Source organism: Nocardia puris (assembly GCF_003315035.1).
Classification (GTDB): Bacteria; Actinomycetota; Actinomycetes; order Mycobacteriales; family Mycobacteriaceae; genus Nocardia; species Nocardia puris.
Genome location: NZ_QNRE01000003.1, coordinates 136908 through 160628 on the forward strand (window position 1 = coordinate 136908; position 23721 = coordinate 160628).

A 23721-nucleotide genomic window follows, 5' to 3' on the forward strand; every position below is an offset into this window, starting at 1 on the left:
CACCCGCGACGTTGATGAGCAGCGTGGCGGGGCCGTTCGTCAGGATATGCGAACCCGCACTATGCCCCGCTCACAAGCCCGCATTGCGCCCAGGGCAAGATCGGCTCAGGCCTATTTTCGTCGATCTCGTCAACACTGACCAGCTGACATCATCCGGGGGTATCCGTGTCAGATTCATTGCTGGTCACGAGGCTCTTCACATCGTTCAGCGCAAGCACCGGAATCGCGTAGTTGCGCACACGGAATGCGCTGGAGTCGGATGCGAGCGCCGCGTTCACGTAGCCGAGTGCGTAGGAGACGCCGTAATCGCGCATGAACTCGGTGGCTTCCGCGGGGGCCGGAGGATCGACATCGTTCTCGAAGAAGAATCTGCATGTCAGCTGATAGTTGATCTCTATGTCAGGCGCGTCCAGATTCACATCGAAAGCGGCGTCTACGTAGGGGATGTCTTTCGCTCCGTCCATACCCCCGACCGCGCTGAGGGAGATACTGAATCCGTCCGATGAGGGCGTATCAGGGCTTCCTTTCGCGCGTCGGCGAACGGACCGCTCGTTCCAGATGAGTAGCGCGGCTGTGGCGCGTTCAGCAAGATTCACGCCTTGACCTGCGTTTTCCCGTAGAAGTACTGCTTGGGCTCCGAAGGCACTGGATGCTGGTACGCCTCATTCGCCAGCTTTATCCCCCACATCGCCAGTCGGCTCGACGGAGCCTTGCCAGCACTCTGGGCGACGGGCCCTTGCGATGGAAGGCCACTGTCCTCCGCCGCACCACCTCGCTCGCCATCCCATCGGCGTGTCGAGATCCGCAGGATGGCTCCCACCGCACGCGCATAGCGACGCACCGTGGACATCGTCGGATTGGTCCCCCCGCTCTCGAATCGGGAAACCTGCGATGCGTCGACTCCCATCATCTCGGCGACGTCGCCCACCGACAGTCCGCGTTCGATGCGGATCTCGCGCAGGTCGAGGATCATGTTGAGCTGCTCGCCTGCGAGTTCGACACCCAGTTCATCCTCTGGTGTGGGGTTTCTGGTCCCCGGGGACCCGGTGGAACTCATGTACGTACCTCTCTCGTGTCGCCAGTATTCCGCATCGGACCCAAGAGCGCATGCGTTATAACGCAAACACTATCAAGCCGAGTCCCAGCGTCTCCATCGCTTGCGGACATTCCCGCATCGCGTCACACCCGATAGCATCGCGTCGTGGATCTGTCGCGTCTGGACTTCGCTCGACCAGTCCGGGTCATCCCAAGCGGGCTTCGCCCCAATGCCGGAGGCGACGACCTCATCTGTCACGGCCATCCAAGTGGGCCGTGCCTCGATGAAGTAGAGCCTGTACATAGTCCGCCGATCGTGCGACTCGGCGTACAGCTCGCCAGTCCACGGGAGCGGCAGATCGGCGGCGTCGAAGCGGCAATCCGGAAGGTCCTTCACCCGGTCCCCTACTGGACAGCGGTGGCTGGGCGCCCGGGCAGATGGGTCTGCGTTATTGGCTGTCGGCGGAAGACCATGGGATCGTGCCCGGCGTGTCATGGCTTCCAGTAGGTAAGCCGCCTCGGCATCGACACTGCGCAAGTGCTCGAAGTGCTCATCGCATTCGGACGTCCAACTCCACAGGCAGCCAGGTCGATGAATCCTGGATCGTAGAGCGCTGTCCACAGGCTCCCCCCTGTCGTGATCGAGAGTTCGATCTTGCCCCCGCACGTCATTCTTTGCCAATGATGTCCCAGCGTGTCGCACCGGAGTGTCGCGAGCTCTCGTTCTACCTGCACGATGCTGGCCTTCTGCTGCGGACTGCTTCGGCCCTATCGTGTAGGCCTGGGAGTTCAGGGACAACGTTCAGCGCAGTCACGCCGGCTCGTCGTCGAGCAGGTCGGCGAAGACGGCGCGTAGTTCCGGCTTGTTGGACAGCATGCCGACGAACGCCAGTGGGGTATTGCCTCGGTTGTTGGGGAGGTGGGGGTCGGCGCCACGGTCTCGGAGGAGTTGGACGACGCTCGCGGTGCTCCAGGGACTGCGGAAGGCGTAGTACAGGGGCGTATCACCCTGGGAATCACGGGCGTTGACGTCGGCGCCGGCATCGAGAAGGGTGCGCACCGTGTCGATGTGGTGGTGCTCGACGGCGGCGTGTAGTGGTGTGACGCCAGCGTGGTCGCGATCGTTGGGATCGAAGCCCGCAGCGAGCAGGTACGCGACGTACGAACTGCTGTCCTCGATACTGGCGGCGGCGTAGTGGAGTTCGGTGCGACCCGCGCGATCACGAGAAATCTTGGGCTGCGTCTTTTTCCACATGAACAATGGGGTCCCCCGAGGGTTCGGCGGTCGTCTGCGTGCTTCTCGGTGCTGTCAATGGTCCGGAGTCCGAGGAAGCGGGTGCCACGGTACCGGCCTGTGACGCGCGATTCAGTCGGTCTCCTCCAGGCCCTCGAGCACGCGCCATGCGAGATCCGCCAGCGATTCGCCGGTGCTCGCCACGACCCAACGTTTGGTGCCCTGGTTGGCGACCGGTTTGTCCTCCCATCCCGCGGATTCCCACATCGAGGTGATCAAACCCGACGGTGAATACTGGTTGCCGTCGACGGCCCACAGAATCGGCTTGAGGCGATGCGGAACCCAGGTGGCACGGCCACGCTGCGGATCCTGCGCGAGCCAGTCCGCCAGAGCTTCGGTCTCGGCGGGGAAGGCGTCCGATAGTGCCAACGCCTCCCCCTCGGCCAAGACATTGCGGTCGATCAGCACCGAGACCGCATTGGGGCGCCTGCGCCTCTTGGCCGGGCGCACACGGTCGTACTTGGTGGAAGTCGCGATATCCTCGGTGCCCGCGCGCAATACGGTGGCGACAACCTCGCGACTGCGGGAGATGTCGGCGCACACGGCGCGTACCTGGGAACGTTCGCCGTACAGGCGATCGATCACGTTCACCGTCTCGGGAAGCAGCCGGGCAACCAGACCCGGGATCTCGTCCCGCGCGCGGGCCAGCCACTCCAGATTGTGATCGGGTTCGCTGATCGCTTCGGTGTCCAAGCTCCGGAAGGTGAGGTGGGTCAGCAAGTAGACGCCGTGTTCGGCGAGCGCCACCGCCCTGCCCTCGTACTTCGGCCGCAGGGCGAGCAAAGTCCGGCGCACCTCACGCAGTACGTTGACCGCGTTCCACAGCAGATACGCGCTGGGGCGGGGACGGAACAGCACGTCGTAGATGCCTTGGGAACCGCGCTCCCACAGCACATCGAGGTCGGTGGCGATCCGAGCCGCGTACTTGGACTCCGAGTGCGCGCAGGCCAGTGCCAGCGCCGCTTCGACGACCGAGCAGCCCGTTTCGGGGGCGGGCTCGAGTTCGCCTCGGCGCACCACATATTCGAGCCCGAGCTCGATGCGCATATCGGCCATGATCTCCGCCTGCACCGATTCCAAGGCAATGAAATCCCTGGCCTCCACTCGGTTCTGGCGATTGGCGGCCTGCGTCGTCTTCTTGGCGAACTCGGCATCCGCACCGACCACGATGATGCGGACACCGACTTGGGCGCCGCCGGCATCGGTATCGCCCGCCACAGCTTCGGCGATGGATCGCACGGTTTGCGCCCCATTGACGACACTCGCATTGTGCAACCTCAACGCGAGCGGCCGTACGTGCGGCTGAAGCATCGCATGACTGAGCTTCTCCGCGGAGTCGCACAGGATCGTGATGCCGTTGTTGTAGTACCAGAAGTAGGCGGGCTCGCTGGTCAATGTTTCGATCACGCTGTTATTGATCGCGGTGCGGCCGAGTGGATTCCGGATATTCGACGTGAACAACCGGTCGCCTGCTCCCGCCCACTCCGCGACTTGCGCGGCGTACACGATGCCTTGGTAGGACTCGAACGGCGTCATCACCGAGAACCACGGAAAAAGGTCGGCGGTCAGCGAAACAGGCTGGGGCGCATAGTCATCGCGTACCGACTGCCAGATCTCGGGGGCGAGGACGATGCGATGGCCCAATACCGCACCGTGCTTGTTGAACTCCTTCTCTCCGTTGGCGATCGCGTCCAGGAAGCCCGGCGTGACCTCATCGGAGCGCATCAGAGCCACCACTTGGGTGACCGGAACCGCGCCCGAGTCCATGACCTTCCTGGCCAGTTCGGCGAGCTGACGTCCGCGCGGATTGAAGGGTGTGAAGTCCTCGCTGTCGATGAGGCGTAGACCGGCGAGCAACTCCATCACGGCCGATCGCTCACTGGGCGCCCGGCCGGTCTTGCTCCACTTCGCTTGCACCAGATAGATATGCGGCTGGGCGCCCTCCACGACGGCGAGGGCATCGATCCCCTGGTCGGCGACACCGTCGATCACAGTGCGCGCGGCGTGCTCCGGGCTGAACCCGGTGACGAGGCGGACCGCCTGCGCGGCGAGTGCGCGGGACAGCTCCCGAGGCTCACGTTCTTCCGCCGGCTTACCCTCGAGATCGCTCAGGTCGAGAAGACCGGAGTCGATATAGGTGCGGCGCAACCCTCGAGCGACCTGCCGGACCTGACTGGGCGCACCGGGACCACTACCCCGCTCCGCAGTCGTCACACGCCATCCTCCCTGCTCAGTAACACCCCAGCTCGACGCGCTCACACCTCGAGTTCGCCCGATCCGCACCAGAGTACCTGGGGCGCACCGCTATTCGCGCCCCTCCAGCCAACACGGAAGTCGAGATTTCAGGATGCCTCCGTCGCGTTCCGTCGAGCGGTCGTTACGTCGAACTGGCCGGTGACGGCGGCGGTGATTAGGGCTTGTTTGCGCTCCAACAAGAGCTGCTTCGCAACAGCTATCTTATTCTGAAGCACGTCAGTCGCCGCAATCAACGATCCCATCGCATCTATATACGATTCAGGGGCATTCGGGATTGGCAACCTCTGACGCCTCAACTGTTCTCCGGTCAGATGCGGGATCGTAGCTACGTTCCCCTCGGCATAGAACACGCCGCACGATTTCGCGAACCTAAGCCAGTACATCAACCACTCGACGGGCAGGCCGGAGGACGAGCGAACACGATGAAGGGACTTCTGAAAGTAGCAATCAGCGATCCTTCCATCCCATACGGCGGCCTCGGCTACACCAGCACCACCCTCACATACCAGAAGGTCGCCCTCCCTCAATGAATACCTGCGCACCTCGTCCGCGCCGAATTCCATCGTCGAAACATCGTCGATATTTATGTGGAACCAGCCAACGTTCGCGTTTCTCAGATAGGGACGCTGCCTATCTCCGCTCGCACGTTCAGCATTAAGCATCTTCCCCAACTCAGTGTCGTAGTGCGCGTAAACTGGAGCGATCGCCCAGTGCTCAGGAATTTCGGGCAACCACTTCCATCCAGTCCTTTTTCTCGGACCACGAACTGACGATCCGGATAACATGGCGCCGATGGACGACAGCAGATGTTCCGCCAAGGCCGACGCCTGTGCATCTCTCGACTGCGTAATACGATCGATGCGGGAGGTTTCGGCGTCGAGGAAGTCGGCGATGCGGCGCTGTTCGTCTAGTTCCGGCGGAGCAGGTACCAATGTCGTATACGCTACTTCTCTCGATAACCCCGGGACTCCAACATCCTGCGAAGCACCCTTAAAATTTACCGAATCAAGTGCGTAGTAGAGCCAGCGTAAGTCAACGGTTGTCAGTCGATCATTTATGAAGTAGGCCGTGTCGATCGCAAAACCATCACCGGGAACCCAATGTATCGATCCATAGGATCCCTTCCGTCCCACAACAATCCCCGGACCACTGAAGTTTGCCTCGTCATGATACCCGGACACACCTCCCGAACCCACAACGGGAATCGTTCCTTCTCTCCTCGATTCAGACGACAACGCATCGCCGTAGGCGAGCCTCGCTATTCTTCTCAGCGGCACCCGCTCCACAGGTTTCACGCTCACTGCGTAACCTCCCCCAACAACTTCTGAATCTCCGTCTCCAACTCCCTCAACTCCGCATCGATCTCCTCCAGCGGACGCGGCGGCGTATACACGTAGAAGTGCCGGGTGAAGGGGATCTCGTACCCGATCTTCGTCTTGGAGTGGTCGATCCACGCGTCCGGTACGTGGGGCAGTACTTCGCGGGCCAAGTACTCGTCAACATCCTCGTCGAGGGGAACGTTCTCGTAGTCGCGGAGGTCGGGATCGGGTTCCGGTGCGCCTTTCAGGAGCTGGAGTTCACCCTCCGGGTCGCGCACGCCGAGCGCATCACGGAGCGCCTTGGCGAACGGCGCCCCGGTGGGCCAGGGCTCGCCGGCGCCGACGACGGCGTCCTTCAACGCATTCACGGTGTCGGCCTTGGTTTTCCACACCGAACCCACCAGCGGGGCCAGCAATCCGCGGAAGACCCCCGGGTCGGTGTACGCCTTGCGGACCGCGGCGGCGGAGACGAGTTGGTCGAGGGATTCCTCGGTGAGCTCGAAGCGCAGGCGCAGGGGGCGTTCGACGGTGATGCGGCGGTAGCCGAAGTCGTTATTGGCGAATACCTTCACCTTGCCGTGCAGGGGGTGGTCGGGGTCGGCGGCGACGTCGAGGGCGTCGCGGTAGAGAAGGGTGATCTCGTCGATCTGCTCCTTGCCCACGTACTTGCGCTTGTCGCCCAACGACTTGCGCATCTTCTGCCAGTAGTCGCGGGCGTCGAGCAGCACCACCTTGCCGCGGTGGTCGGGTGACTTGCGGTTGGTGAGGATCCAGAAGTACGTCGAGATGCCGGTGTTGTAGAACAGTTGATCCGGCAGGGCGACAATCGCTTCCAGCCAGTCGTTCTCGATGATCCACTTGCGGATGTTCGACTCACCCGACTCGGCGGCGCCGGTGAACAGCGGCGAACCGTTGAAGACGATCGCGACGCGACTGCCGCCGCCGTCGACGCCCACGGGCTTCATCTTCGAGATCATGTGCTGGAGGAACAGCAGCGAGCCGTCGTTGATCCGGGGCAGTCCGGCACCGAAACGCCCTGCGTCGCCGAGGTTCTTGTGCTCCCACTCGACGTCCTCTTTCACCTTCTTCCACTCCACACCGAACGGCGGGTTGGCGAGCAGGTAGTCGGCGCGCAGGTGCTTGTGCCCGTCGTCGCTGAAGGAGTTGCCGAAGGCGATATTGTCGGGCACCTGCCCCTTGATCATCAGGTCCGAGCGACAGATGGCCCATGATTCCGGGTTGAGTTCCTGGCCGTAAACCTCCACGCGCGCTTGGGGATTCATCGCCAGGATGTGTTCCTCGGCGGCACTGAGCATGCCGCCGGTGCCGCACGCGGGGTCGAGCACCTTGCGGGTGACGCCCGGAGTGCCGACCAGCTCGCCGTCGGGTGCGATCAGCAGGTTCACCATGAGCTCGATGACCTCGCGGGGCGTGAAGTGCTCACCGGCCGTCTCGTTGGACTGCTCGGCGAATCGCCGGATCAGCTCCTCGAACACGTAGCCCATGTTGTGGTTCGACACCACGTCGGGCCGCAAATCCAGATCCGCGAACCTGCCGATCACCTGATACAGCAGATTCGCACTGTCGAGCCGCTTCACCTGTTGGGCGAATTCGTACTTCTCCAGCACCTCGCGGGCGTTCTCGGAGAAGCCGCCGATGTAGTTGATCATGTTCTTCGCGGCGTGCCCCGAATCGGCCAGGATGCTCTTCAAGGTCAACGGGGTGACGTTGTAGAAGCTGGTCCCGGATGCCTTGCGCAGGAACGGATCCAGATCCAGATCGCTGTCCTTGCGCGCCTCGACCACCGCGGACACCTTCTCCCGCGTCGGCTCCAGCACGCATTCCAACCGCCGCAACACCGTGAACGGCAGGATCACCTTGCCGTAGTCGGACTGCTTGTAGTCACCGCGCAACAGATCGGCCACCGACCACGCGTGGTTGGCCAGTTCGGTGTGCTTGTTGGTGTTCACTTCCTACCTTTCGAAGGTATGGCGGGAGGTTCGAGGGCGCCCGCGGTGAGGCCGGTATGGACGAGCTCGCCGATCCGATCGGCGAGTTCGGCGGTGCGGCGCCCGGAGGCATGCAGCTCGTGCAGGAGGCGGAACGCCGCACCGTAGCGCTGCTGCGCGGGCAGGGGCAGCAAGGGGATGCGCAAGCGGTTCGGCACCACCCGGACGACGGTGGCGCCCATCAACGCGCCGGAGTTCTCCGGGCTGCCGGTGAAACCGGCGACGAACCACGGGTCCAGGCGCTGCGGGTCGACGCGCAGGACGAACAGCCCGGGACCGAGCACCGCGCCCACCCAATCGTCCTGTGCGACAACGCCGACGGGCGCGTTCCCCCGGTGCGACCGGGATTCCTGCAAGACCACGTCGCCGGGCTCGATCCGGATGATCGCCGTGGACCAACTGTCATCGACGATCTCCGACGGCGCACTTGCGCTCGCGACATCCGCCGATCGCAGAACCGGTAGGCCGAGTTCATCCTCGGCCGGCTCGGCGTCGGCCCCCAGTGGACGTGTGAGGACGCGCAGCGCACCGCCGTTGACCAGGTCACCCACCGTGGCGGTCCGCCACGTCAGTCCTTGCAGGGCGGACAAGTCGCGTAGGTTGTCGGCAGCCGATCGCAGCACCGCCAGGTATCCACTCAGATCATCGAAGGCTCGCTCGGCTTGCGCGACGGCGCGGTCGGCGTCGACCGGTGCTCGCACGTAGCGAGCCGGCGTCAGATCCACCTCCTCGCCCAGCACATCCATCACGCGCACCACCGCCGCCACATCGGGAACGGTAGCCGCCTGTATCTCACCCCGGGCGTAGGCGTGCCAGGCGGCGAGCACAGTGTGCGCCAGACGATCCCAGGTCCCGCCGGCCCGCGCGTCGTCGTCCAGGCGCGCGGTGTCCATGAGCAGCAGGTCCTCGGGCTGCGGCTCACCGTCGACCGGACGGCGCAGGACCCACAGCTGCAACGCGACTTGACGAGGTGGAGCGGCGCCGGCCGGCAGCCCGATGACCGCACGTAATGCCCCCGCGCGCAAGAGATTCGTGCGGATCTTCCGGCCCGCGGCACGCATCGCCACCGATGGTGGCAGCAACAGGACCGCGACACCTCCGGGACGAAGGTGCGCGAGGGCGTGCTGGACCCACGCCATCTCGGATTCGTAGCGCGACGGCGCGCCGTACTCCCAGCGCGGATCCAAGGCGACCTCATCGGCGCCCCAGTCCCGCACGCCGTAGGGCGGGTTGGTTACGACGGCGTCGACCTCGAGGCCGGAAAAGGCGTCCCCGGTCAGGCTGTCGCCCAACCTGATCGTCGATTCGGCGGTGGGCGCGACCATGGACAGCAGCGCCTCTGCGCGGACGGCCTGCAAACGGTGCACGTCCTGCCCGTAACAGGCCTTGGCGCCCGCCTCGGCCGCGACGCGTAGCAACGTTCCGCTGCCGCACGCGGGATCGAGCACTTCGGCGGGTGGTTTGCCGTCCACGCTGAGCAACTCGACCATCAGCCGGGCCACCGGCGGCGGCGTAGCGTACGCACCTGTCTTCGCGGTCTCGCCGAGCCCCCGTTCGGCGAGCAGATCCAGGATCCGCTCGGGGGTTTCGTCACGGATCGCCGCGCGCAGGGCACGAACGAGATCGTCGTCCTGCAGAACCGCCCGATCGGGAACCTTGCCCGCCACGATCCCCGGTAGCACCTCGATCAGCACGGCGATGTCGTCGGGTGCGACGCGGGTGTGCAGCATCGCGCGCAACTCCCGCACCGGCGACTCCGCGGGCGCGAGTCCGTGCTCCCGGATCCATTGCTGCACACGAGGCAGATCGAAGAGCGGCCGCGATTCGCTACCACCCGCCGGCGCCGGAAAGTCGGGGTAGCGCCTACGCCAGTTGCTCACGGTGGCTCGGGTGACCCCGGTCAGCCGGGCGATCTCCGCGGCGGTGACCAGTGGGGTGACTTCGGACATGCCCCTCCTCTCGTATCGAACCAGCATCGTTCACACGATCCAGTAAGTCAATCTTCGGATTTCGATTGACGATGTTTTACCGATCGCATACGCTGGCACACGCCACACCGACGACGGTGTGCTCAGCCCTCCCGGTCCGGGAGACCCTCTGCACGACAGGAGCTTTCGCATGTCCACCACCGCTGTCCGACTCGTCGCCACGGCCGCCGCCTGCGCGGCGCTCGCCGTCCTCGGCACCGCCACCGCCGGTGGCGCCCAGGCCGCAACCCACCTGCGGCACTACTCCGGCCCCGGCGCGCAGTACGCGTGCAACGCCGACAAGGCGGCGCTGGGAAGCGTTCCCGGCTCGGTGGTGCTGTGCGACCGGTTGAACAACGGCGTCTACCGCCTGTCGGTGGTACCGCACCAGGAGATTCCGCTGCACCTGCTGCTGCTCGGCGTCACCGGCAGCTTCGACGGACTGTCGTCCTAGCCGCGTCACCCGGCCGCACAGGAACAGAAGGAGGAGGCAATGACCGGTCAGCGACAGCGGCGTGGCCTGCGCCGCGCCGACGGCGCCCTGCTGGTGCGGTCGGGCGCCGAGCTGCGGAAGACACGAGCGCGCATCCCGGCAACACGGTGCATCGGCGGCGGTAAGCGCAGATACTTCACTCGGGGCGATGCGGAACTCGTGCTCGCCTCCCTCGATCGGGACGATCCGCGCCGGCGCGAGCGGCGCGCGTACCGCTGTCCGATGTGCCACGGGTGGCATTTGACCAGCCGAACTCTCGCGCAGCACCGGGCCGAACAGCTCGCAGCGGCCCACTCGAGCGATTCGGTCGTGCACGACGGGGAGTTGCACGACCACACACCGCGCCCGGTCCGGGGCCAAAGGGCCGACCCAGTTCGCGAGAACACGCGCACCGCACCGGCAGATCCCGCTAGGCAGGTACCCACTCCCGCGGAGGTGGCCGCACGCACCGCGGCATTGCGGCGCCGGCGCGTCGAAGCAACTGAATCACCCGTGCCGCCACGTTCCGTCCGGAACAACCGGATCGCGAAACTGCTGCGAACAGCGATCACCCGGCTGACACGTATCGCGCCGCGTCGGGGTCGCTGACCCGCACAACTCCCACCGCGCACGCACCGACCGCCACACCGGGCGGCCGGTGGACCGAACGCGCCCTCGTCATCCCCCGGCCTCACCTGATCGGAGCGACCGAGCCATGCCCATCGAACCCGTAAATTCCTCCTACACAACACCTCTCGCTGTCGTCGATCGCGAGGACGATCACCTGATCGTCTGGCACGTCCAGACGGGACATACGAATGGACTCTCCCGCCTGGCCGGGGCGTGGGTCCTCGACGCGAGTGAGCTGCACCGCCTGCGCGGCTTGATCACCGAACGGCCGGGAGTGCGGTGCGCGCCGGAACTCGAGATGCCCACGGAACTCTCGTTCACCACCGAGATCGACGCGGATGCCACGGTACGGGCCGTGCGCGCGGAGGTCGCGGCGCTGGCCCAACGAGCGGCCGAGCACGTCGCGAACGCGAAAACCCGCCTCGTGGAGCCTGATTGGCCCGACCTGCCGCACCCGGCGGAGGCGAAGGCCGTCTCGCCACCGGACACCCGCGTCACCCGCGCCCTGCGCATGGCACACGGATTCGCCGAGCTCGCCGACGCCTGGGCCGCCTGCGAGGCCCTGCGCCTCACCCGCGAGTACCTGATCCCCCTCGGCGGGCCGGTCGCCCGCCCACTCCCCTTGGAGGAAATCCGATGACCCGTGAATTGTCCTTCGCCGCGCTCGATGTCGAGACGGCAAATCCGAAGCGCGGCAGCATCTGCGCGATCGGGGTAACCGTGGTGCAGGACGGCGTGCGTGTCGCGTCGCGTTCCTGGCTGTGCCGGCCGCCCGCGCCCGTGTCGGACTTCGCGCCGCTTCAGGTCCGCATCCACGGCATCACGCCGAATGCGGTCGCCGGTGAGCCGTCCTTCGCGCAGCGCTGGCCGGAGGTGCTGTCGGTCATCGACGGGCTGCCGGTTGTCGCGCACAACGCCGACTTCGACATCAGTGCCGTGACGCAAGCCTGCGGTCACAGCGGAATCCCGCTTCCCTCTTGGGACTACGGGTGCACGAAGGTCTGGTCGCAGCGCACGCTCGGCCTGCCCGACCACAAGCTGAAGACGGTCGCGAACCGCCTGGGTGTCCGGGTGGACCACCATCACCACGCGGGCGACGATGCGCGTGTAGCCGCGGAGATCGCCGTCGGGCTCGCCACCCTCACCAGTGCCGAGAACCTGCCCGACCTGGCCAGGGCTTGCGGTACGCGACTCGGGCGCATGAGCCCGTCCGGCGTGCGGGGATGCCGATGAGCGGGGCGGACAGCGCGATCGATGCGCTCACGGTGCCGCGCAGGCGCGACCTGCGCGGGATCAAGGCCACCCTCGCCGGCATCGTCCCCGGCGACACCGTGGCGGCGACCTTTCGCTCGGATCTGTTCGGCCCCTTCGTCCTCACCGGACGGGTAGTCGAGTCCGGGTCGACCGGCGGGCTGCTCGTCGGTGGTGTCCACCTCGACACCGGGAACCGCAACCCGGTGCCCGAGCTGTGCCGGCTGGCTGTGCTCGACGAGGCGTCGACCGAGACCGCGGCGGAGACGGTGCCCCAGCGTGTGTCGCTCCGGCACGGCGACGTGATCCGCGCGGCATTCGTGCAGGCCCCGTACGACGCGTTCGAGATCACCGGATTCGCCGTCCAGGCAAGGGCGAACGGCGACGTGTTCGCCGTCGGCGGCGGGTGGTTCCTCACCGAATCCGGCGGGATGGTGCGTGCCCGGCGAGTCCTGGTCGTCGACGTGCTGTGCCGGGCCGAGTTCCACCGGCTGCCGGTGCCCGCGCCCATCGACCGGTGGCCCGAACCGACCGGAGATCTCGACGCCTGAGCGGCCTCGTACGCACCACCGCGCAGCCGCGAATCGACAGTCCACATCCAACACCTAGTGAAAGTCACACTCCCATGCGCAAATTCATCATGTCCCTCCTCGCCGTCACCGCCGTGCTCCTCGGCGGCGCACCCGTCGCGGTCGCCGCGCCCGCCGACAGCGGCTCGGCCAGTGGCAGTTTCGGACCGGCGCGCAGCGCCGCGGATCGGCAGTTCCTGCGGCAGAGCTACTACGACGACGAGAGTTGGTCGGTGCAGGATGCCGCGATCAGCCTGGCGCACAGCCAGTGCCGGTGGCTCGATGCCCACGGCAGCACTGCGGCCAATCGGATCCGCCTCGCCGAACGCTCGCGCGACGCCGTCGAGTACCCGTACCTGTTCCTGAACGCGGCGATCGAGGCCTACTGCCCGTGGAACGGCTGAGGCCCGACAGGCACTCGACCGCACCCACTTCACAGCTCCCGACAACCCCTGACGAGGAATCGCCATGACTCACAACACCCCGGGCCCGCAGCCCTACCCGCCGAATTCCTATCCCCCGCAGCCCGTTCGGAAGAAGCCCGTGTGGCCGTGGATTCTGATCGGCGCCATGGTGCTGCTCTGCGGAGGCTGTTTCGGCATCGTCGGCATCGCGACGAACAACAGCGGCAGCGAGACGACCGCGACCGTGCTGCCGCCCAGCGCCGACCCCGCGGATCCGGCGACTCCGGCGCCCGCGCCGGAACCCGATGCGGCACAGGCGGGTTCGGCAGTACGTGACGGCAAGTTCGAATTCGCTGTCACCGCGGTCGACCCGCCCGTGACGGCGGTCGGCGACAACCCCTACCTCCAGTCCACGGCGCAGGGCGTGTACATCCTGGTCCACGTCACCGTCACCAATATCGGGGATCGGCCGCAGACCTACTTCGGCAGCAATCAGAAGCTCATCGATGACCAGGGCCGCCGGTACGAGAACGACACCCGCGCCGAGATCAACGTCAACGACCACCTGGCGACGCCGATCAACCCGGGCAACAGCGTCGACGTCACCATCGTGTTCGATGTCCCCGCCGGGACGGTTCCCGCGGTCTTGCAGCTGCACGACTCGGCGTTCTCCGGTGGCGCGAAGGTCGCGTTGCGCTGAATGCCGACGAAGGTGCCCGGAAACCCCGGGCACCTTCCTTCTCGACCGCTGCGCTGACGAGCACAGCCTCGGCGTCGAATACGCGCCCGGGGCCGGCGGCTGCGGGGACGTGACCGGCCGAGATCGATCACCCCCGCTCCACGACCGAATCACCCTGCTGGGCAGGATGATTCAGGAGACGAGTAATACTCCCGTGCCCGGGATGAGGGAGATGGGCATGGGTGGGGCGTTCCACTGTTCGCGCTGCTCGGTGGCGGTGGCGAGGATCGGGCCGGGGCCGGTGGGAGCGGTGGCGGCGGTGGGGAGGGAGGCGGCGTAGCCGGTGCTGCCCGAGGTGGGGTTGGTGGTCCAGTGGCGGATGTCGACGCTGCCCGTCGCGCCGGTCTGGAGGTTGCGCCAGTGGACCGTGATCCAGCGGTAGTTGTATTGACTGTCGTACGGCGCGAGGACCGGAATCGAGAAGGTCGCTGCGCCAGGTGTTTCACCGACGGTGCCCACCACACCGATCGTTCCGAACGAACCGCCCGGCACGCCGCCCGGCCCCACCTCCAACCCCTTCACCACCGGGATCTGGAACGCGACGTGCGTCGGCGCTGCCTCGGCGACCGGCATCCCGAGCCCGAACAGCAACGGCACCGACACCAGAGCGCCGGCCATCATCTTCTTGACACGCATGTACCCCTCCAGGACAGTTGACTTTCATGTTGGGACATCTATGTATCATTTCCAGCGCCTGTCACAGTAACCACTTCCCCTGCGGATAGCCACCCGCTTTCCGCAACGAACCGGTCGGCGGGTGCACGAGTGGCAAGTACGCGACTTCCGGTTCGAACCGAGACTCCGTTCCAGCCGCCCACCGCCGCATGCCCCTAACGTGTCCCTATTTCGGCGGCAAACTCGCTGACCAGGCCGCGAACCCTCGTAGCGTCGAAGCAGCGGTTCGCGCCGGTGGCGAACGCGCCGGATCCGGAGCCGAGCCGCCCGCACAGAACGGGACAGCCATGGGCTATCCGCAGATGCCCCAGCAACCATGGCCCGGCAATCAGCCAGGATGGCCACAGCCGTATCGGCAACCGCCCCCGCCACCGAAGAAACAGATCCTCTGGCCGTGGATTCTGATCGCGGCGATTGTGCTGTGCGGTGGCGGCTGTCTCGGCATCGTCGGCATCGTCGCGAACAACAGCGCCACCGATACCACCGCCACCGTCCTTCCTCCGACCACTGCGCACGATGCCGGAAACGCTGTCCCGGCACCGCAACCCGAAGACGCGCCGCAACCTGAACCGGCGCCGGAACCAGCGCCGCGACCAGCGCAGGAACCGGACGCGGCGCAAGCCGGTTCATCGGTCCGGGACGGCAAGTTCGAGTTCACCGTCACCGCTGTCGACCCTCCGGTAACCGTCGTCGGCGACAACCCCTATCTCCAGACGACCGCACAGGGCGTGTACATCCTGGTCCACGTCACCGTCACCAATATCGGCGACCGGCCCCAGACCTATTTGAGCAGCGACCAGAGACTCATCGACGACCAAGGGCGCCGGTTCGAAACGGACGTCTACGCCGAGATCAACCTCAATGTTTACCTTGCGACACCGATCAACCCCGGCAACAGCGTCAATGTCACGCTCGTCTTCGATGTCCCCCCGGGCACGGTCCCCGCGGTCCTGCAATTCCACGATTCGGCGTTCTCAGGCGGCGCCAGAGTCGCCCTGCGCTGACCTCGAACCGCACACAAAAACGAAGGCGCCCAACTGTTTCCGGTTGGGCGCCTTCGTGCTGGGCTCGGTCGCGGCGGGGACCCGCCACGGGGCTCAGTGCTTGCGGCGGCTCTTCGGCGCGCGCTTGCCCTTGGCCTGGGCGCGGGCGGCTTCGCGGCGCTCGCGGCGGGTGGCGGGGGCGCCGCCGTCGCCGTCGCCGTACTCCTCGGCGTCGCTGTGGACGGCCGCGTGGCCGCCCTCGTCGGGACCGGAGTAGCTGAAGCCGCGGGTGTTATTGGACTCGTCGATCCCCTTGGCGCGCAAGGCCGCCGGGGCGGCGCTGCCCGAGGGGGCCGGGGCGGCGGGGACCGGGGCGGGCGCTGCGGCGCCGACCGGGGAACGCAGGCCCGGGTCGACCGAGACGCCGGCGGGCTGCGGCTGCTGCACCTCCACCTGGAGGTTGAACAGGAAGCCGACCGACTCCTCCTTCAATCCGTCCAGCATGGCGGTGAACATGTCGAAGCCCTCGCGCTGGTATTCGACCAGCGGGTCGCGCTGCGCCATGGCGCGCAGGCCGATGCCCTCCTTGAGGTAGTCCATCTCGTAGAGGTGCTCGCGCCACTTGCGGTCCAGCACCGACAGCAGCACCTGGCGCTCCAGGTTGCGCATCGACCCCTCGCCCGCGAGCCCGTCGATATCCTGCTCGCGCTTGGCGTACGCGTCGTGCGCGTCGTCGAGCAGGGTCTCGAGGAGTTCCTCGCGGGTCAGGTCGCCCGCCTCGCCGACCTCGGTCTCACCGGTCAGCTGCTTGTGGTCGACGCTCACGGGGTACAGCGTCTTCAACGCGGTCCACAGCTTCTCCAGGTCCCAGTCCTCGACATAGCCCTCCGCCGTGGCGCCCTCCACGTAGGCGGTGACCACGTCGGTGATCATGTTCTGGACCTGGCCCTCCATGTCCTCGCCGCGCAGGATCCGGTTGCGCTCGCCGTAGATCACGGTGCGCTGCTGGTTCATGACCTCGTCGTACTTGAGGACGTTCTTGCGGATCTCGAAGTTCTGCTGCTCGACCTGCGTCTGGGCGCTCTTGATGGCCTTGGACACCATCTTCGCCTCGATCGGCACGTCGTCGGGCAGGTTCAGGCGCGTCATGATCGCCTCGAGCGCGGCGCCGTTGAAGCGCCGCATCAGCTCGTCGCCCAGCGACAGGTAGAACCGCGACTCACCCGGGTCGCCCTGACGGCCGGAACGACCGCGCAGCTGGTTGTCGATACGCCGCGATTCGTGGCGCTCGGTGCCCAGCACGTACAGGCCGCCCGCGGCGCGCACGTCGTCGGCGTCGGCCTCGGTCTGCTCCTTGACCTTCTCCAGGGTGGGCAGCCAGGCGGCCTCGTACTCGTCGGGGGTGTCGATCGGGTTCAGGCCGCGCTTGCGCAGCTCCAGGTCGGCGATGATGTCGGGGTTGCCGCCGAGCACGATGTCGGTGCCTCGACCGGCCATGTTGGTGGCCACCGTGACCGCGCCGGGCCGGCCGGCCTCGGCGATGATCTGGGCTTCCTGCTCGTGGAACTTGGCGTTGAGCACATTGTGCGGGATGCCGCGCTTGGTGAACTGCTTGGACAGGTATTCCGAGCGCTCGACACTGGTGGTGCCGATCAGCACGGGCTGGCCCTTCTGGTGCCGCTCGGTGACGTCGTCTACCACGGCGGCGAACTTGGCCTCTTCGGTTTTGTAGATCAGGTCCGACTGGTCGGCGCGGATCATCGGCTTGTTGGTGGGGATCGGCACCACGCCCAGGCCGTAGATCTGGTGCAGCTCGGCCGCCTCGGTCTCGGCGGTACCGGTCATACCGGACAGCTTGTCGTAGAGGCGGAAGTAGTTCTGCAGCGTGATGGTGGCCAGCGTCTGGTTCTCCGGCTGGATCTCGACGCCTTCCTTGGCCTCGATGGCCTGGTGCATGCCCTCGTTGTAGCGGCGGCCCACCAGGATGCGGCCGGTGAACTCGTCGACGATGATGACCTCGCCGTCACGGACGATGTAGTCCTTGTCGCGCTGGTAGAGCTCCTTGGCCTTGATGGCGTTGTTCAGGTAGCTCACCAGCGGCGAGTTCGCGGCCTCGTACAGGTTGTCGATGCCGAGCTGGTCCTCGACGAACTCCACGCCCGCCTCGTGCACGCCGATGGTGCGCTTCTTGATGTCGACCTCGTAGTGCAGGTCCTTCTTCAGCAGCGGCGCGATGCGCGCGAACTCGGCGTACCACTTCGAGGACGCGTCGGCCGGGCCCGAGATGATCAGCGGGGTGCGGGCCTCGTCGATGAGGATGGAGTCGACCTCGTCGACCACGGCGAAGTTGTGCTTGCGCTGGACCAGATCGTCCAGCGAGTGGGTCATGTTGTCGCGCAGGTAGTCGAAGCCGAACTCGTTATTGGTGCCGTAGGTGATGTCGGCGTGGTAGGACGTGCGGCGCTGGGCCGGGCTCATCCCGCCGAGCACCACGCCCACCTCGAGCCCGAGGAAGCGGTGCACGCGGCCCATCCACTCGGAGTCGCGCTTGGCCAGGTAGTCGTTGGTGGTGACGATGTGCACGCCGTCGCCGCTGAGCGCGTTGAGGTAGGCGGGCAGCACCGAGGTCAGGGTCTTGCCCTCACCGGTCTTCATCTCGGCGATATTGCCCAGGTGCAGCGCCGCGCCACCCATCACCTGCACCTTGTAGTGCTTCTGGTTGAGCACGCGCCAGGAGGCCTCGCGCGCCACCGCGAACGCCTCGAGCAGCAGGTCGTCGAGGGTCTCGCCGTCGGCGTAGCGCTGGCGGAACTCGTCGGTCTTGCCGCGCAGCTCGGCGTCGGTGAGATCCTCGTAGTCCGGGGCGAGCGCGAGGACCTCGTCGGCGAGATGGGACAGCCGCTTGACCGTGCGACCCTCACCAATCCGTAGCAACCTCGTCAAAGTCAGCGCAGGCACGGGTCTCGTCAGTCCTCTGGTCGGTGTGTCATTCGTGGTGTGGTGGTCCGCCCCGGCCGCCCGCCGGGCAGGCGGAATCTCCCAGCACGCCCCCATGGTAATGCCGCGACCGCACCGAGCGCCGGTGACCAGCGTCGTCACAGGTCGTGGCGCGACCTCGCCGGAGGCGTACCACCTCACCGTACCCGCACCGCGCAGTACTTCGACTGGGCAATCCCCACCGCCTGTGGTCGAATCGGTCAACACTGCCACGCGAACCGACGCGGGTGAAGATGTGCGCCGATTTCGCTGGAAATGCCACAGATCCCCTTCGGAACCGTTGTCGGGCACGACAATGGGTCGCAGGACACAGCGGCATCGGAAGGAGCATCGGGCAGCGTGATCACGCGATTGACGCCGCAGGACGCGTCGTTCTACCGGCTCGAATCGAGCAGCAATCCGATCCACATCGGCTCCCTCGCGATCGTCCGCAACGGCGACGACGAGCCCGCGCTCGACTACGACCGGCTGGTCGACCTGGTCGAGAGCAGGCTGTCGCTGGTCCCCCGCTACCGCCGCAAGGTGCGCGAGATCCCGTTCGCGCTGGGGCGGCCGGTGTGGGTGGAGGACAGCCGCTTCGACATCACCTATCACATCCGCCGCTCGGCGCTGCCCAAACCGGGCACCGACGACCAGTTGCACGATCTGGTGGCCCGCCTCGCCTCGCGCCCGCTCGACCAGAGCAGGCCGCTGTGGGAGATGTACCTGATCGAGGGGCTCAGCGGGGGTCGCAGCGCGATCTTCACCAAGACCCACTCCGCGCTGGTCGACGGATCCAGCGCGCTGGAGATCGGGCACGTGATCCTGGACAACACCGCCTCGCCGCGCGATTTCGCCGACGACTCCTGGATCGCGCCCCGCGAACCCAACGACGTGGAGCTGCTGGTCGGCGCGCTCACCCACCTGGCGGGGCAACCGCGCGAGGCGCTGGAGGTGGCCCGCGACGTGAGCGCCGACGCGTTCGCCATGATCAACGCCGCGGGCAAGGCGGTGGAGTCGGTGATCTCGGCCGTGCGCACCGCCGCGATCGGCGCGCCGGACAGCCCGCTGAACATCCGCACCTCGCGGCACCGCCGGTTCGACGTGGTGCGCACCGACCTCGAGGACTACCGCACCATCCGCAAGCGCTTCGACTGCTCGATCAACGACGCGATCCTCGCCGTGGTGACGGGCGCGCTGCGCAACTGGCTGCTCTCGCGCGGCGAGGCGCTGACCGAGTCGACCACGCTGCGCGCGGTGGTGCCGATGTCGGTGTACGTCGACGGGCAGGGCTCCGAACGGCTCGAACCCGACAGCGAGGTGTCCTCGTTCCTGCTCGATCTGCCGGTGGGCGAACCGAATCCGGTGATGCGCCTGTCGCACATCGCGCACGCCAACGAGGCGGGCGCGCGGCACCGGCGCGGGGTGCGGGCGCGCACGCTCGTCCATATGGCGGGTTTCGCGCCCGCCAGCCTGCACGCGATGAGTGTGCGGGCGGCGAGTACGTTCGCAGAGCACACGTTCAACTTGGTGATCACCAACGCGCCGGGTCCGCAGACGCCGATGTACATCGGCGGCGCGCGGATGCTGGAGATGTATCCGGTGTCGCCGTTGCTGCGCAACCAGGCCTCCAGTATCGGGATCACGTCCTATGACGGACAGGTGTTCTACGGGCTCAACGCCGACCGCGACGCGATGGCCGACATCGGGGTGCTGGCCGCCGCGGTGCACGAATCCATGGAGGAGATGCTCGGTGCCTGCGCCTGACCGGAACGAGACCACGCGGGTCTACGTGCCCGCGACCGTGTCGATGCTGCGGAGACTGGTCGCCGACCGGGAGCTGTTCCCGCTCGGCGGCACCGCGTTCGCGCTCACGCCCACGCTGCGGGAGGCGTACGCGTCGGGCGACGACGAGGAACTGGCCGAGGTCGCGATGGCGGAGGCGGCGCGCGCCTCGCTGCGGCTGCTGGCCGGTGAGCGCGAGGACGCCGAGACCGACCCCGCCGACGACGAGCCGTCGTCCTCGGGCCGCCCGGTCTACCGCCGCGCGGTGATCGCGGCCGACGTGTCGGGCGTGAAGCCGCGCCCCGATCTGGACGACGCGGTGGTGAAGCTCTCGGGCCCGATCACCTACGACCGGATCGCCTCGGTGCACGTCGACCTGGCCGAGGCCGAGCCCGCCGTCGCCAAGGCGGTGGACGTCGTCGATGCCGCCGACCTGGGCGATCCCGATGCCGAGTTCGTGCTCGGCGACGCCGAGGACCACCAATTGGCCTGGTACGCCGCCCAGGAACTCCCCTTCCTGCTGGATCTGCTCTAGTACGTGCGCGGGCTCACCGGAATCGCTAACCTACGATGCCGTAACCTTGCCCTATGACCGGTCGCCGACGGTGGCCGTCCCGACGGAAAGACGAACGGCAGCGAATGGTCCTGAAGAATGTCCGCGAGTGGCTCGAGGCACCCGCGGCGAGCGTGGCCGAGCGAGGTGGGCGGCTCAACGTGCTGCGCGGCGCCGTCGCCCGGGTCACCACGCCGCTGTTGCCCGACGACTACCTGCACCTGGCCAACCCGCTGTGGTCGGCACGCGAACTGCGCGGGCGCATCGTGGACGTCCGCAAGGAGACCGCCGATTCGGCGACCCTGGTGATCAAGCCGGGCTGGGGTTTCGACTTCCGCTATCAGCCCGGCCAGTACATCGGCATCGGCATCCTGGTCGAAGGCCGCTGGCACTGGCGCTCGTATTCGCTGACCTGCCCGCCGGACTGGAACGATCCCAGCCGCGGTTCCGGGCGCCTGATCTCCATCGCGGTCAAGGCGATGCCGGAGGGTTTCCTGTCCAGCCACCTGGTCAACGGCGTCAAGCCGGGGACCGTCGTGCGGCTGCAGACCCCGCAGGGCGGATTCGTGCTGCCCTACCCGCCGCCGCCCAAGGTGTTGTTCCTCACCGCGGGCAGCGGCGTGACGCCCGTCATGTCGATGCTGCGGGCGATGGATCGCCGCGACACCGTCACCGACGTGGTGCACCTGCATTCGGCGCGCACCGCCGACGACGTGATGTTCGGCGCGGAGCTGAAGGAACTGCACCGCCGCCACCCCGGCTTCGAATCGCACCTGCATCTCACCTCCGAGCAGGGCAAATTCGCGCTGGCCGACCTCGATACGCGCTTCCCGGACTGGAAGGAACGCGACACCTGGGCGTGCGGTCCGGCGGGCATGCTGGACGAGATCGAACAGCACTGGCGTGCGGCGGGCATCGAGAACCGGCTGCACATCGAGCGTTTCGAGATCGAGCGCTCCGCCGTCGGGGAGGGCGGCACCGTGACGTTCGGCAAGACCGGACGCAGCATCGAGGCCGACGGCGCGACCAGCCTGCTGGAAGCGGGTGAGTCGGTGGGGGTGCAGATGCCGTTCGGCTGCCGGATGGGTATCTGCCAGACCTGTGTGGTGACAATCAGTTCCGGGCACGCGCGCGATCTGCGCAACGGCGAGGAGCGTCGCGAGGGCGACAAGGTTCAGACGTGCATCTCCGCGGCCGCGGGCGACTGCACACTGGACGTCTGAAACACCCCCGACAGCCTGGCTCGCCTTCGGCGGCGCTTGCCCGGGTACCCTCGATGCAGACCGCCGAACGACGAAGGGACCCCGGTGGCCATCACCGACATTCAGGCGTTCTCGCACCTCACCGACTCCGACATCGAAGCGCTCGGGCAGGAGCTCGACAGCATCCGGCGCTCTGTGGAGTTGAGCCGTGGTGAACGCGACGCCAAGTACATCCGCCGCACCATCGCCGCCCAGCGCGGCCTCGAGGTCGCGGCGCGCGCTGTGCTGTTCGGCAGCCGCAACCGCTGGGCTTGGGTCGCGGGCACGGCCATGCTCTCGGTCGCCAAGATCATCGAGAACATGGAGCTGGGCCACAACGTGAGCCACGGCCAGTGGGACTGGATGAACGATCCGGAGATCCACTCCACCTCGTGGGAGTGGGATATGACCGGGCCGTCGGCGCAGTGGCGCCGCGCCCACAACTACTCCCACCACACCTACACCAACGTGCTGGGCAAGGACGAGGACCTCGGTTTCGGCATCCTGCGGATGACCCGCGACGAGGAATGGCGCCCCGTCCACCTGGTGCAGCCGTTCGCTAATCTGCTGCTGGCCGCCACCTTCGAGTGGGGCATCGCCCTGCACGACTGGACCATCGACAAAGAGCTGTCCGGCACGCCCCGCTACCAGCTGGCCTCCGAACCCAACAAGCTGTTCGCCCGTAAGATCGCGCGGCAGGTGGGCAAGGACTTCGTGCTGTACCCGCTGCTCACCGGCCCGGCGTGGAAGTCCACACTGAAAGCCAACGCGACGGCGAATCTGGTGCGCAACCTGTGGGCCTACGCGGTGATCTTCTGCGGGCACTTCCCCGACGGCGCGGAGAAGTTCACCATCGAACAGCTCGACGGCGAGACGCAGGCCGAGTGGTACCTGCGCCAGATGCTCGGCAGCGCCAACTTCAAGGCGGGCCCGGCGATGGCGTTCATGAGCGGCAACCTCTGCTACCAGATCGAGCACCACCTGTTCCCCGATCTGCCGAGCAACCGCTACCCGGAGATCGCCGCGCGGGTGCGCGAACTGTGCGACAAGTACGACCTGCCCTACACCACCGGCTCGCTGGGCAAGCAGTATCTGCTGGCGTTCCGCACCATTCACAAGCTCGCGCTGCCGGACCGCTTCCTCATGCGCACCGCCGACGACGCTCCGGAGACCTCCTCGGAGCGCAAGTTCGCCGGGATCACGCTGCCCGCCGCGGGGTGGACCGAGCACAACCGGCTGATCACCGACCCCGAAACCGGGCAGCGGCGCGGGCTGCGCTCGGCGCTGCACGAGGCGAAGGTGGCGCTGGAGGAGAAGGCGGCCCACGAGAAGCAGGTGCTGCGGGAGGCGAAGGCCTCGCTGAAGGAGAAGGCCCGCCACGAGAAGCAGGTGCTGCGCGAGGCCAAGCGCTCGCTGCGGGAGAAGGCCGAACCGCGCCGTAAGTCGCTGCGGGACCGCGTTTTCCGTGCGCGGGCACGCTTCGCGTGATATAGCACTCGTACGTTGCTGTGGCAATGCGGTATTTGCCACAGTATCGGCACGATCCCGGCAACCTACGGTGTC

At 66.7% G+C, this 23721-nt stretch carries 20 protein-coding genes; 11 read left to right on the top strand and 9 right to left on the bottom strand.

What is annotated here, in order from left to right; all coding sequences use genetic code 11:
• Positions 1 to 149: 149 nt before the first annotated feature.
• From DFR74_RS10755 to DFR74_RS10790, 7 genes are all read right to left on the bottom strand, one after another.
• Positions 150 to 596: a hypothetical protein gene (locus DFR74_RS10755; protein WP_147265777.1), complete on the bottom strand. Its 447-nt coding sequence runs from the start codon at positions 594 to 596 to the stop codon at positions 150 to 152.
• Positions 593 to 1057 (bottom strand): helix-turn-helix domain-containing protein, encoded by a 465-nt coding sequence (locus DFR74_RS10760; RefSeq protein WP_084537767.1) that lies wholly within the window; start codon positions 1055 to 1057, stop codon positions 593 to 595. The genes DFR74_RS10755 and DFR74_RS10760 overlap by 4 nt, the downstream gene beginning before the upstream one ends.
• 789 nt (positions 1058 to 1846) lie before the next feature.
• Entirely contained in the window at positions 1847 to 2290 is a 444-nt protein-coding gene (locus DFR74_RS10770) for an ankyrin repeat domain-containing protein (protein WP_067510133.1), read from the bottom strand.
• 111 nt (positions 2291 to 2401) lie between these two features.
• Positions 2402 to 4543: an AIPR family protein gene (locus DFR74_RS10775; RefSeq protein WP_067510135.1), complete on the bottom strand. Its 2142-nt coding sequence runs from the start codon at positions 4541 to 4543 to the stop codon at positions 2402 to 2404.
• A 128-nt stretch (positions 4544 to 4671) separates the two neighbouring features.
• Complete coding sequence (locus tag DFR74_RS10780) at positions 4672 to 5886, bottom strand: restriction endonuclease subunit S (RefSeq protein WP_113975060.1); 1215 nt, start codon at positions 5884 to 5886, stop codon at positions 4672 to 4674.
• Positions 5883 to 7874, bottom strand: a complete 1992-nt coding sequence (locus tag DFR74_RS10785; RefSeq protein WP_067510139.1) for a type I restriction-modification system subunit M — start codon at positions 7872 to 7874, stop codon at positions 5883 to 5885. Before DFR74_RS10785 ends, DFR74_RS10780 begins: the two co-directional genes overlap by 4 nt.
• Entirely contained in the window at positions 7871 to 9862 is a 1992-nt protein-coding gene (locus DFR74_RS10790; RefSeq protein ID WP_067510141.1) for an N-6 DNA methylase, read from the bottom strand. The genes DFR74_RS10785 and DFR74_RS10790 overlap by 4 nt, the downstream gene beginning before the upstream one ends.
• Before the next feature lie 169 nt (positions 9863 to 10031).
• On the opposite strand from DFR74_RS10790, the gene DFR74_RS10795 reads away from it, so the two are divergent.
• The 6 genes from DFR74_RS10795 (at position 10032) to DFR74_RS10820 (ending at position 13906) form a co-directional block, all read left to right on the top strand.
• Positions 10032 to 10334 carry a hypothetical protein gene (locus DFR74_RS10795; RefSeq protein ID WP_067510143.1) on the top strand — a complete coding sequence of 101 codons (303 nt, stop codon included), beginning with the start codon at positions 10032 to 10034 and terminating at the stop codon, positions 10332 to 10334.
• Positions 10335 to 11067: 733 nt separating this feature from the next.
• Entirely contained in the window at positions 11068 to 11622 is a 555-nt protein-coding gene (locus DFR74_RS10800) for a hypothetical protein (RefSeq protein ID WP_067510146.1), read from the top strand.
• Positions 11619 to 12215, top strand: coding sequence for a 3'-5' exonuclease (locus DFR74_RS10805; RefSeq protein WP_067510148.1), 597 nt, complete (start codon positions 11619 to 11621; stop codon positions 12213 to 12215). Before DFR74_RS10800 ends, DFR74_RS10805 begins: the two co-directional genes overlap by 4 nt.
• Complete coding sequence (locus DFR74_RS10810) at positions 12212 to 12784, top strand: hypothetical protein (protein ID WP_067510150.1); 573 nt, start codon at positions 12212 to 12214, stop codon at positions 12782 to 12784. Before DFR74_RS10805 ends, DFR74_RS10810 begins: the two co-directional genes overlap by 4 nt.
• Before the next feature lie 74 nt (positions 12785 to 12858).
• The gene (locus DFR74_RS10815; RefSeq protein WP_067510153.1) at positions 12859 to 13206 is read left to right on the top strand and encodes a DUF732 domain-containing protein; all 348 of its coding nucleotides are present in this window, start codon (positions 12859 to 12861) and stop codon (positions 13204 to 13206) included.
• A gap of 64 nt (positions 13207 to 13270) precedes the next feature.
• The gene (locus DFR74_RS10820) at positions 13271 to 13906 is read left to right on the top strand and encodes a DUF4352 domain-containing protein (protein WP_067510155.1); all 636 of its coding nucleotides are present in this window, start codon (positions 13271 to 13273) and stop codon (positions 13904 to 13906) included.
• 171 nt (positions 13907 to 14077) lie between these two features.
• Here the strand turns inward: DFR74_RS10820 and DFR74_RS10825 are convergent, their stop codons facing one another.
• On the bottom strand, positions 14078 to 14581 hold the full coding sequence (locus DFR74_RS10825) for a hypothetical protein (RefSeq protein ID WP_067510157.1): 504 nt from the start codon (positions 14579 to 14581) through the stop codon (positions 14078 to 14080).
• A 326-nt stretch (positions 14582 to 14907) separates the two neighbouring features.
• Between DFR74_RS10825 and DFR74_RS10830 the strand changes: the two genes are divergently transcribed.
• The gene (locus tag DFR74_RS10830) at positions 14908 to 15624 is read left to right on the top strand and encodes a DUF4352 domain-containing protein (protein ID WP_067510160.1); all 717 of its coding nucleotides are present in this window, start codon (positions 14908 to 14910) and stop codon (positions 15622 to 15624) included.
• A gap of 93 nt (positions 15625 to 15717) precedes the next feature.
• Here DFR74_RS10830 and secA read toward each other — a convergent pair whose 3' ends face one another.
• Complete coding sequence (gene secA, locus DFR74_RS10835; protein ID WP_113975062.1) at positions 15718 to 18561, bottom strand: preprotein translocase subunit SecA; 2844 nt, start codon at positions 18559 to 18561, stop codon at positions 15718 to 15720.
• Between the two features lie 378 nt (positions 18562 to 18939).
• Here secA and DFR74_RS10840 point away from each other — a divergent pair, with 378 nt between their 5' ends.
• The 4 genes from DFR74_RS10840 (at position 18940) to DFR74_RS10855 (ending at position 23646) form a co-directional block, all read left to right on the top strand.
• Positions 18940 to 20346 carry a WS/DGAT/MGAT family O-acyltransferase gene (locus DFR74_RS10840; RefSeq protein WP_067514026.1) on the top strand — a complete coding sequence of 469 codons (1407 nt, stop codon included), beginning with the start codon at positions 18940 to 18942 and terminating at the stop codon, positions 20344 to 20346.
• Complete coding sequence (locus tag DFR74_RS10845; protein ID WP_407675217.1) at positions 20333 to 20899, top strand: DUF6912 family protein; 567 nt, start codon at positions 20333 to 20335, stop codon at positions 20897 to 20899. Before DFR74_RS10840 ends, DFR74_RS10845 begins: the two co-directional genes overlap by 14 nt.
• A gap of 104 nt (positions 20900 to 21003) precedes the next feature.
• Positions 21004 to 22140, top strand: coding sequence for a ferredoxin reductase (locus tag DFR74_RS10850; RefSeq protein ID WP_067514025.1), 1137 nt, complete (start codon positions 21004 to 21006; stop codon positions 22138 to 22140).
• Positions 22141 to 22224: 84 nt separating this feature from the next.
• The gene (locus DFR74_RS10855) at positions 22225 to 23646 is read left to right on the top strand and encodes a fatty acid desaturase family protein (protein ID WP_067514024.1); all 1422 of its coding nucleotides are present in this window, start codon (positions 22225 to 22227) and stop codon (positions 23644 to 23646) included.
• Positions 23647 to 23721: the final 75 nt, after the last annotated feature.

What these genes read in the sequence shown, in the direction of transcription:
- DFR74_RS10770 (WP_067510133.1), bottom strand. Translation starts at nt 2,290, where the DNA reads ATGTGGAAAAAGACGCAGCCCAAGATTTCTCGTGATCGCGCGGGTCGC.
- DFR74_RS10800 (WP_067510146.1), top strand. Translation starts at nt 11,068, where the DNA reads ATGCCCATCGAACCCGTAAATTCCTCCTACACAACACCTCTCGCTGTC.
- DFR74_RS10790 (WP_067510141.1), bottom strand. Translation starts at nt 9,862, where the DNA reads ATGTCCGAAGTCACCCCACTGGTCACCGCCGCGGAGATCGCCCGGCTG.
- DFR74_RS10810 (WP_067510150.1), top strand. Translation starts at nt 12,212, where the DNA reads ATGAGCGGGGCGGACAGCGCGATCGATGCGCTCACGGTGCCGCGCAGG.
- DFR74_RS10805 (WP_067510148.1), top strand. Translation starts at nt 11,619, where the DNA reads ATGACCCGTGAATTGTCCTTCGCCGCGCTCGATGTCGAGACGGCAAAT.
- DFR74_RS10760 (WP_084537767.1), bottom strand. Translation starts at nt 1,057, where the DNA reads ATGAGTTCCACCGGGTCCCCGGGGACCAGAAACCCCACACCAGAGGAT.
- DFR74_RS10850 (WP_067514025.1), top strand. Translation starts at nt 21,004, where the DNA reads ATGGTCCTGAAGAATGTCCGCGAGTGGCTCGAGGCACCCGCGGCGAGC.
- DFR74_RS10825 (WP_067510157.1), bottom strand. Translation starts at nt 14,581, where the DNA reads ATGCGTGTCAAGAAGATGATGGCCGGCGCTCTGGTGTCGGTGCCGTTG.
- DFR74_RS10815 (WP_067510153.1), top strand. Translation starts at nt 12,859, where the DNA reads ATGCGCAAATTCATCATGTCCCTCCTCGCCGTCACCGCCGTGCTCCTC.
- DFR74_RS10795 (WP_067510143.1), top strand. Translation starts at nt 10,032, where the DNA reads ATGTCCACCACCGCTGTCCGACTCGTCGCCACGGCCGCCGCCTGCGCG.
- DFR74_RS10820 (WP_067510155.1), top strand. Translation starts at nt 13,271, where the DNA reads ATGACTCACAACACCCCGGGCCCGCAGCCCTACCCGCCGAATTCCTAT.
- DFR74_RS10830 (WP_067510160.1), top strand. Translation starts at nt 14,908, where the DNA reads ATGGGCTATCCGCAGATGCCCCAGCAACCATGGCCCGGCAATCAGCCA.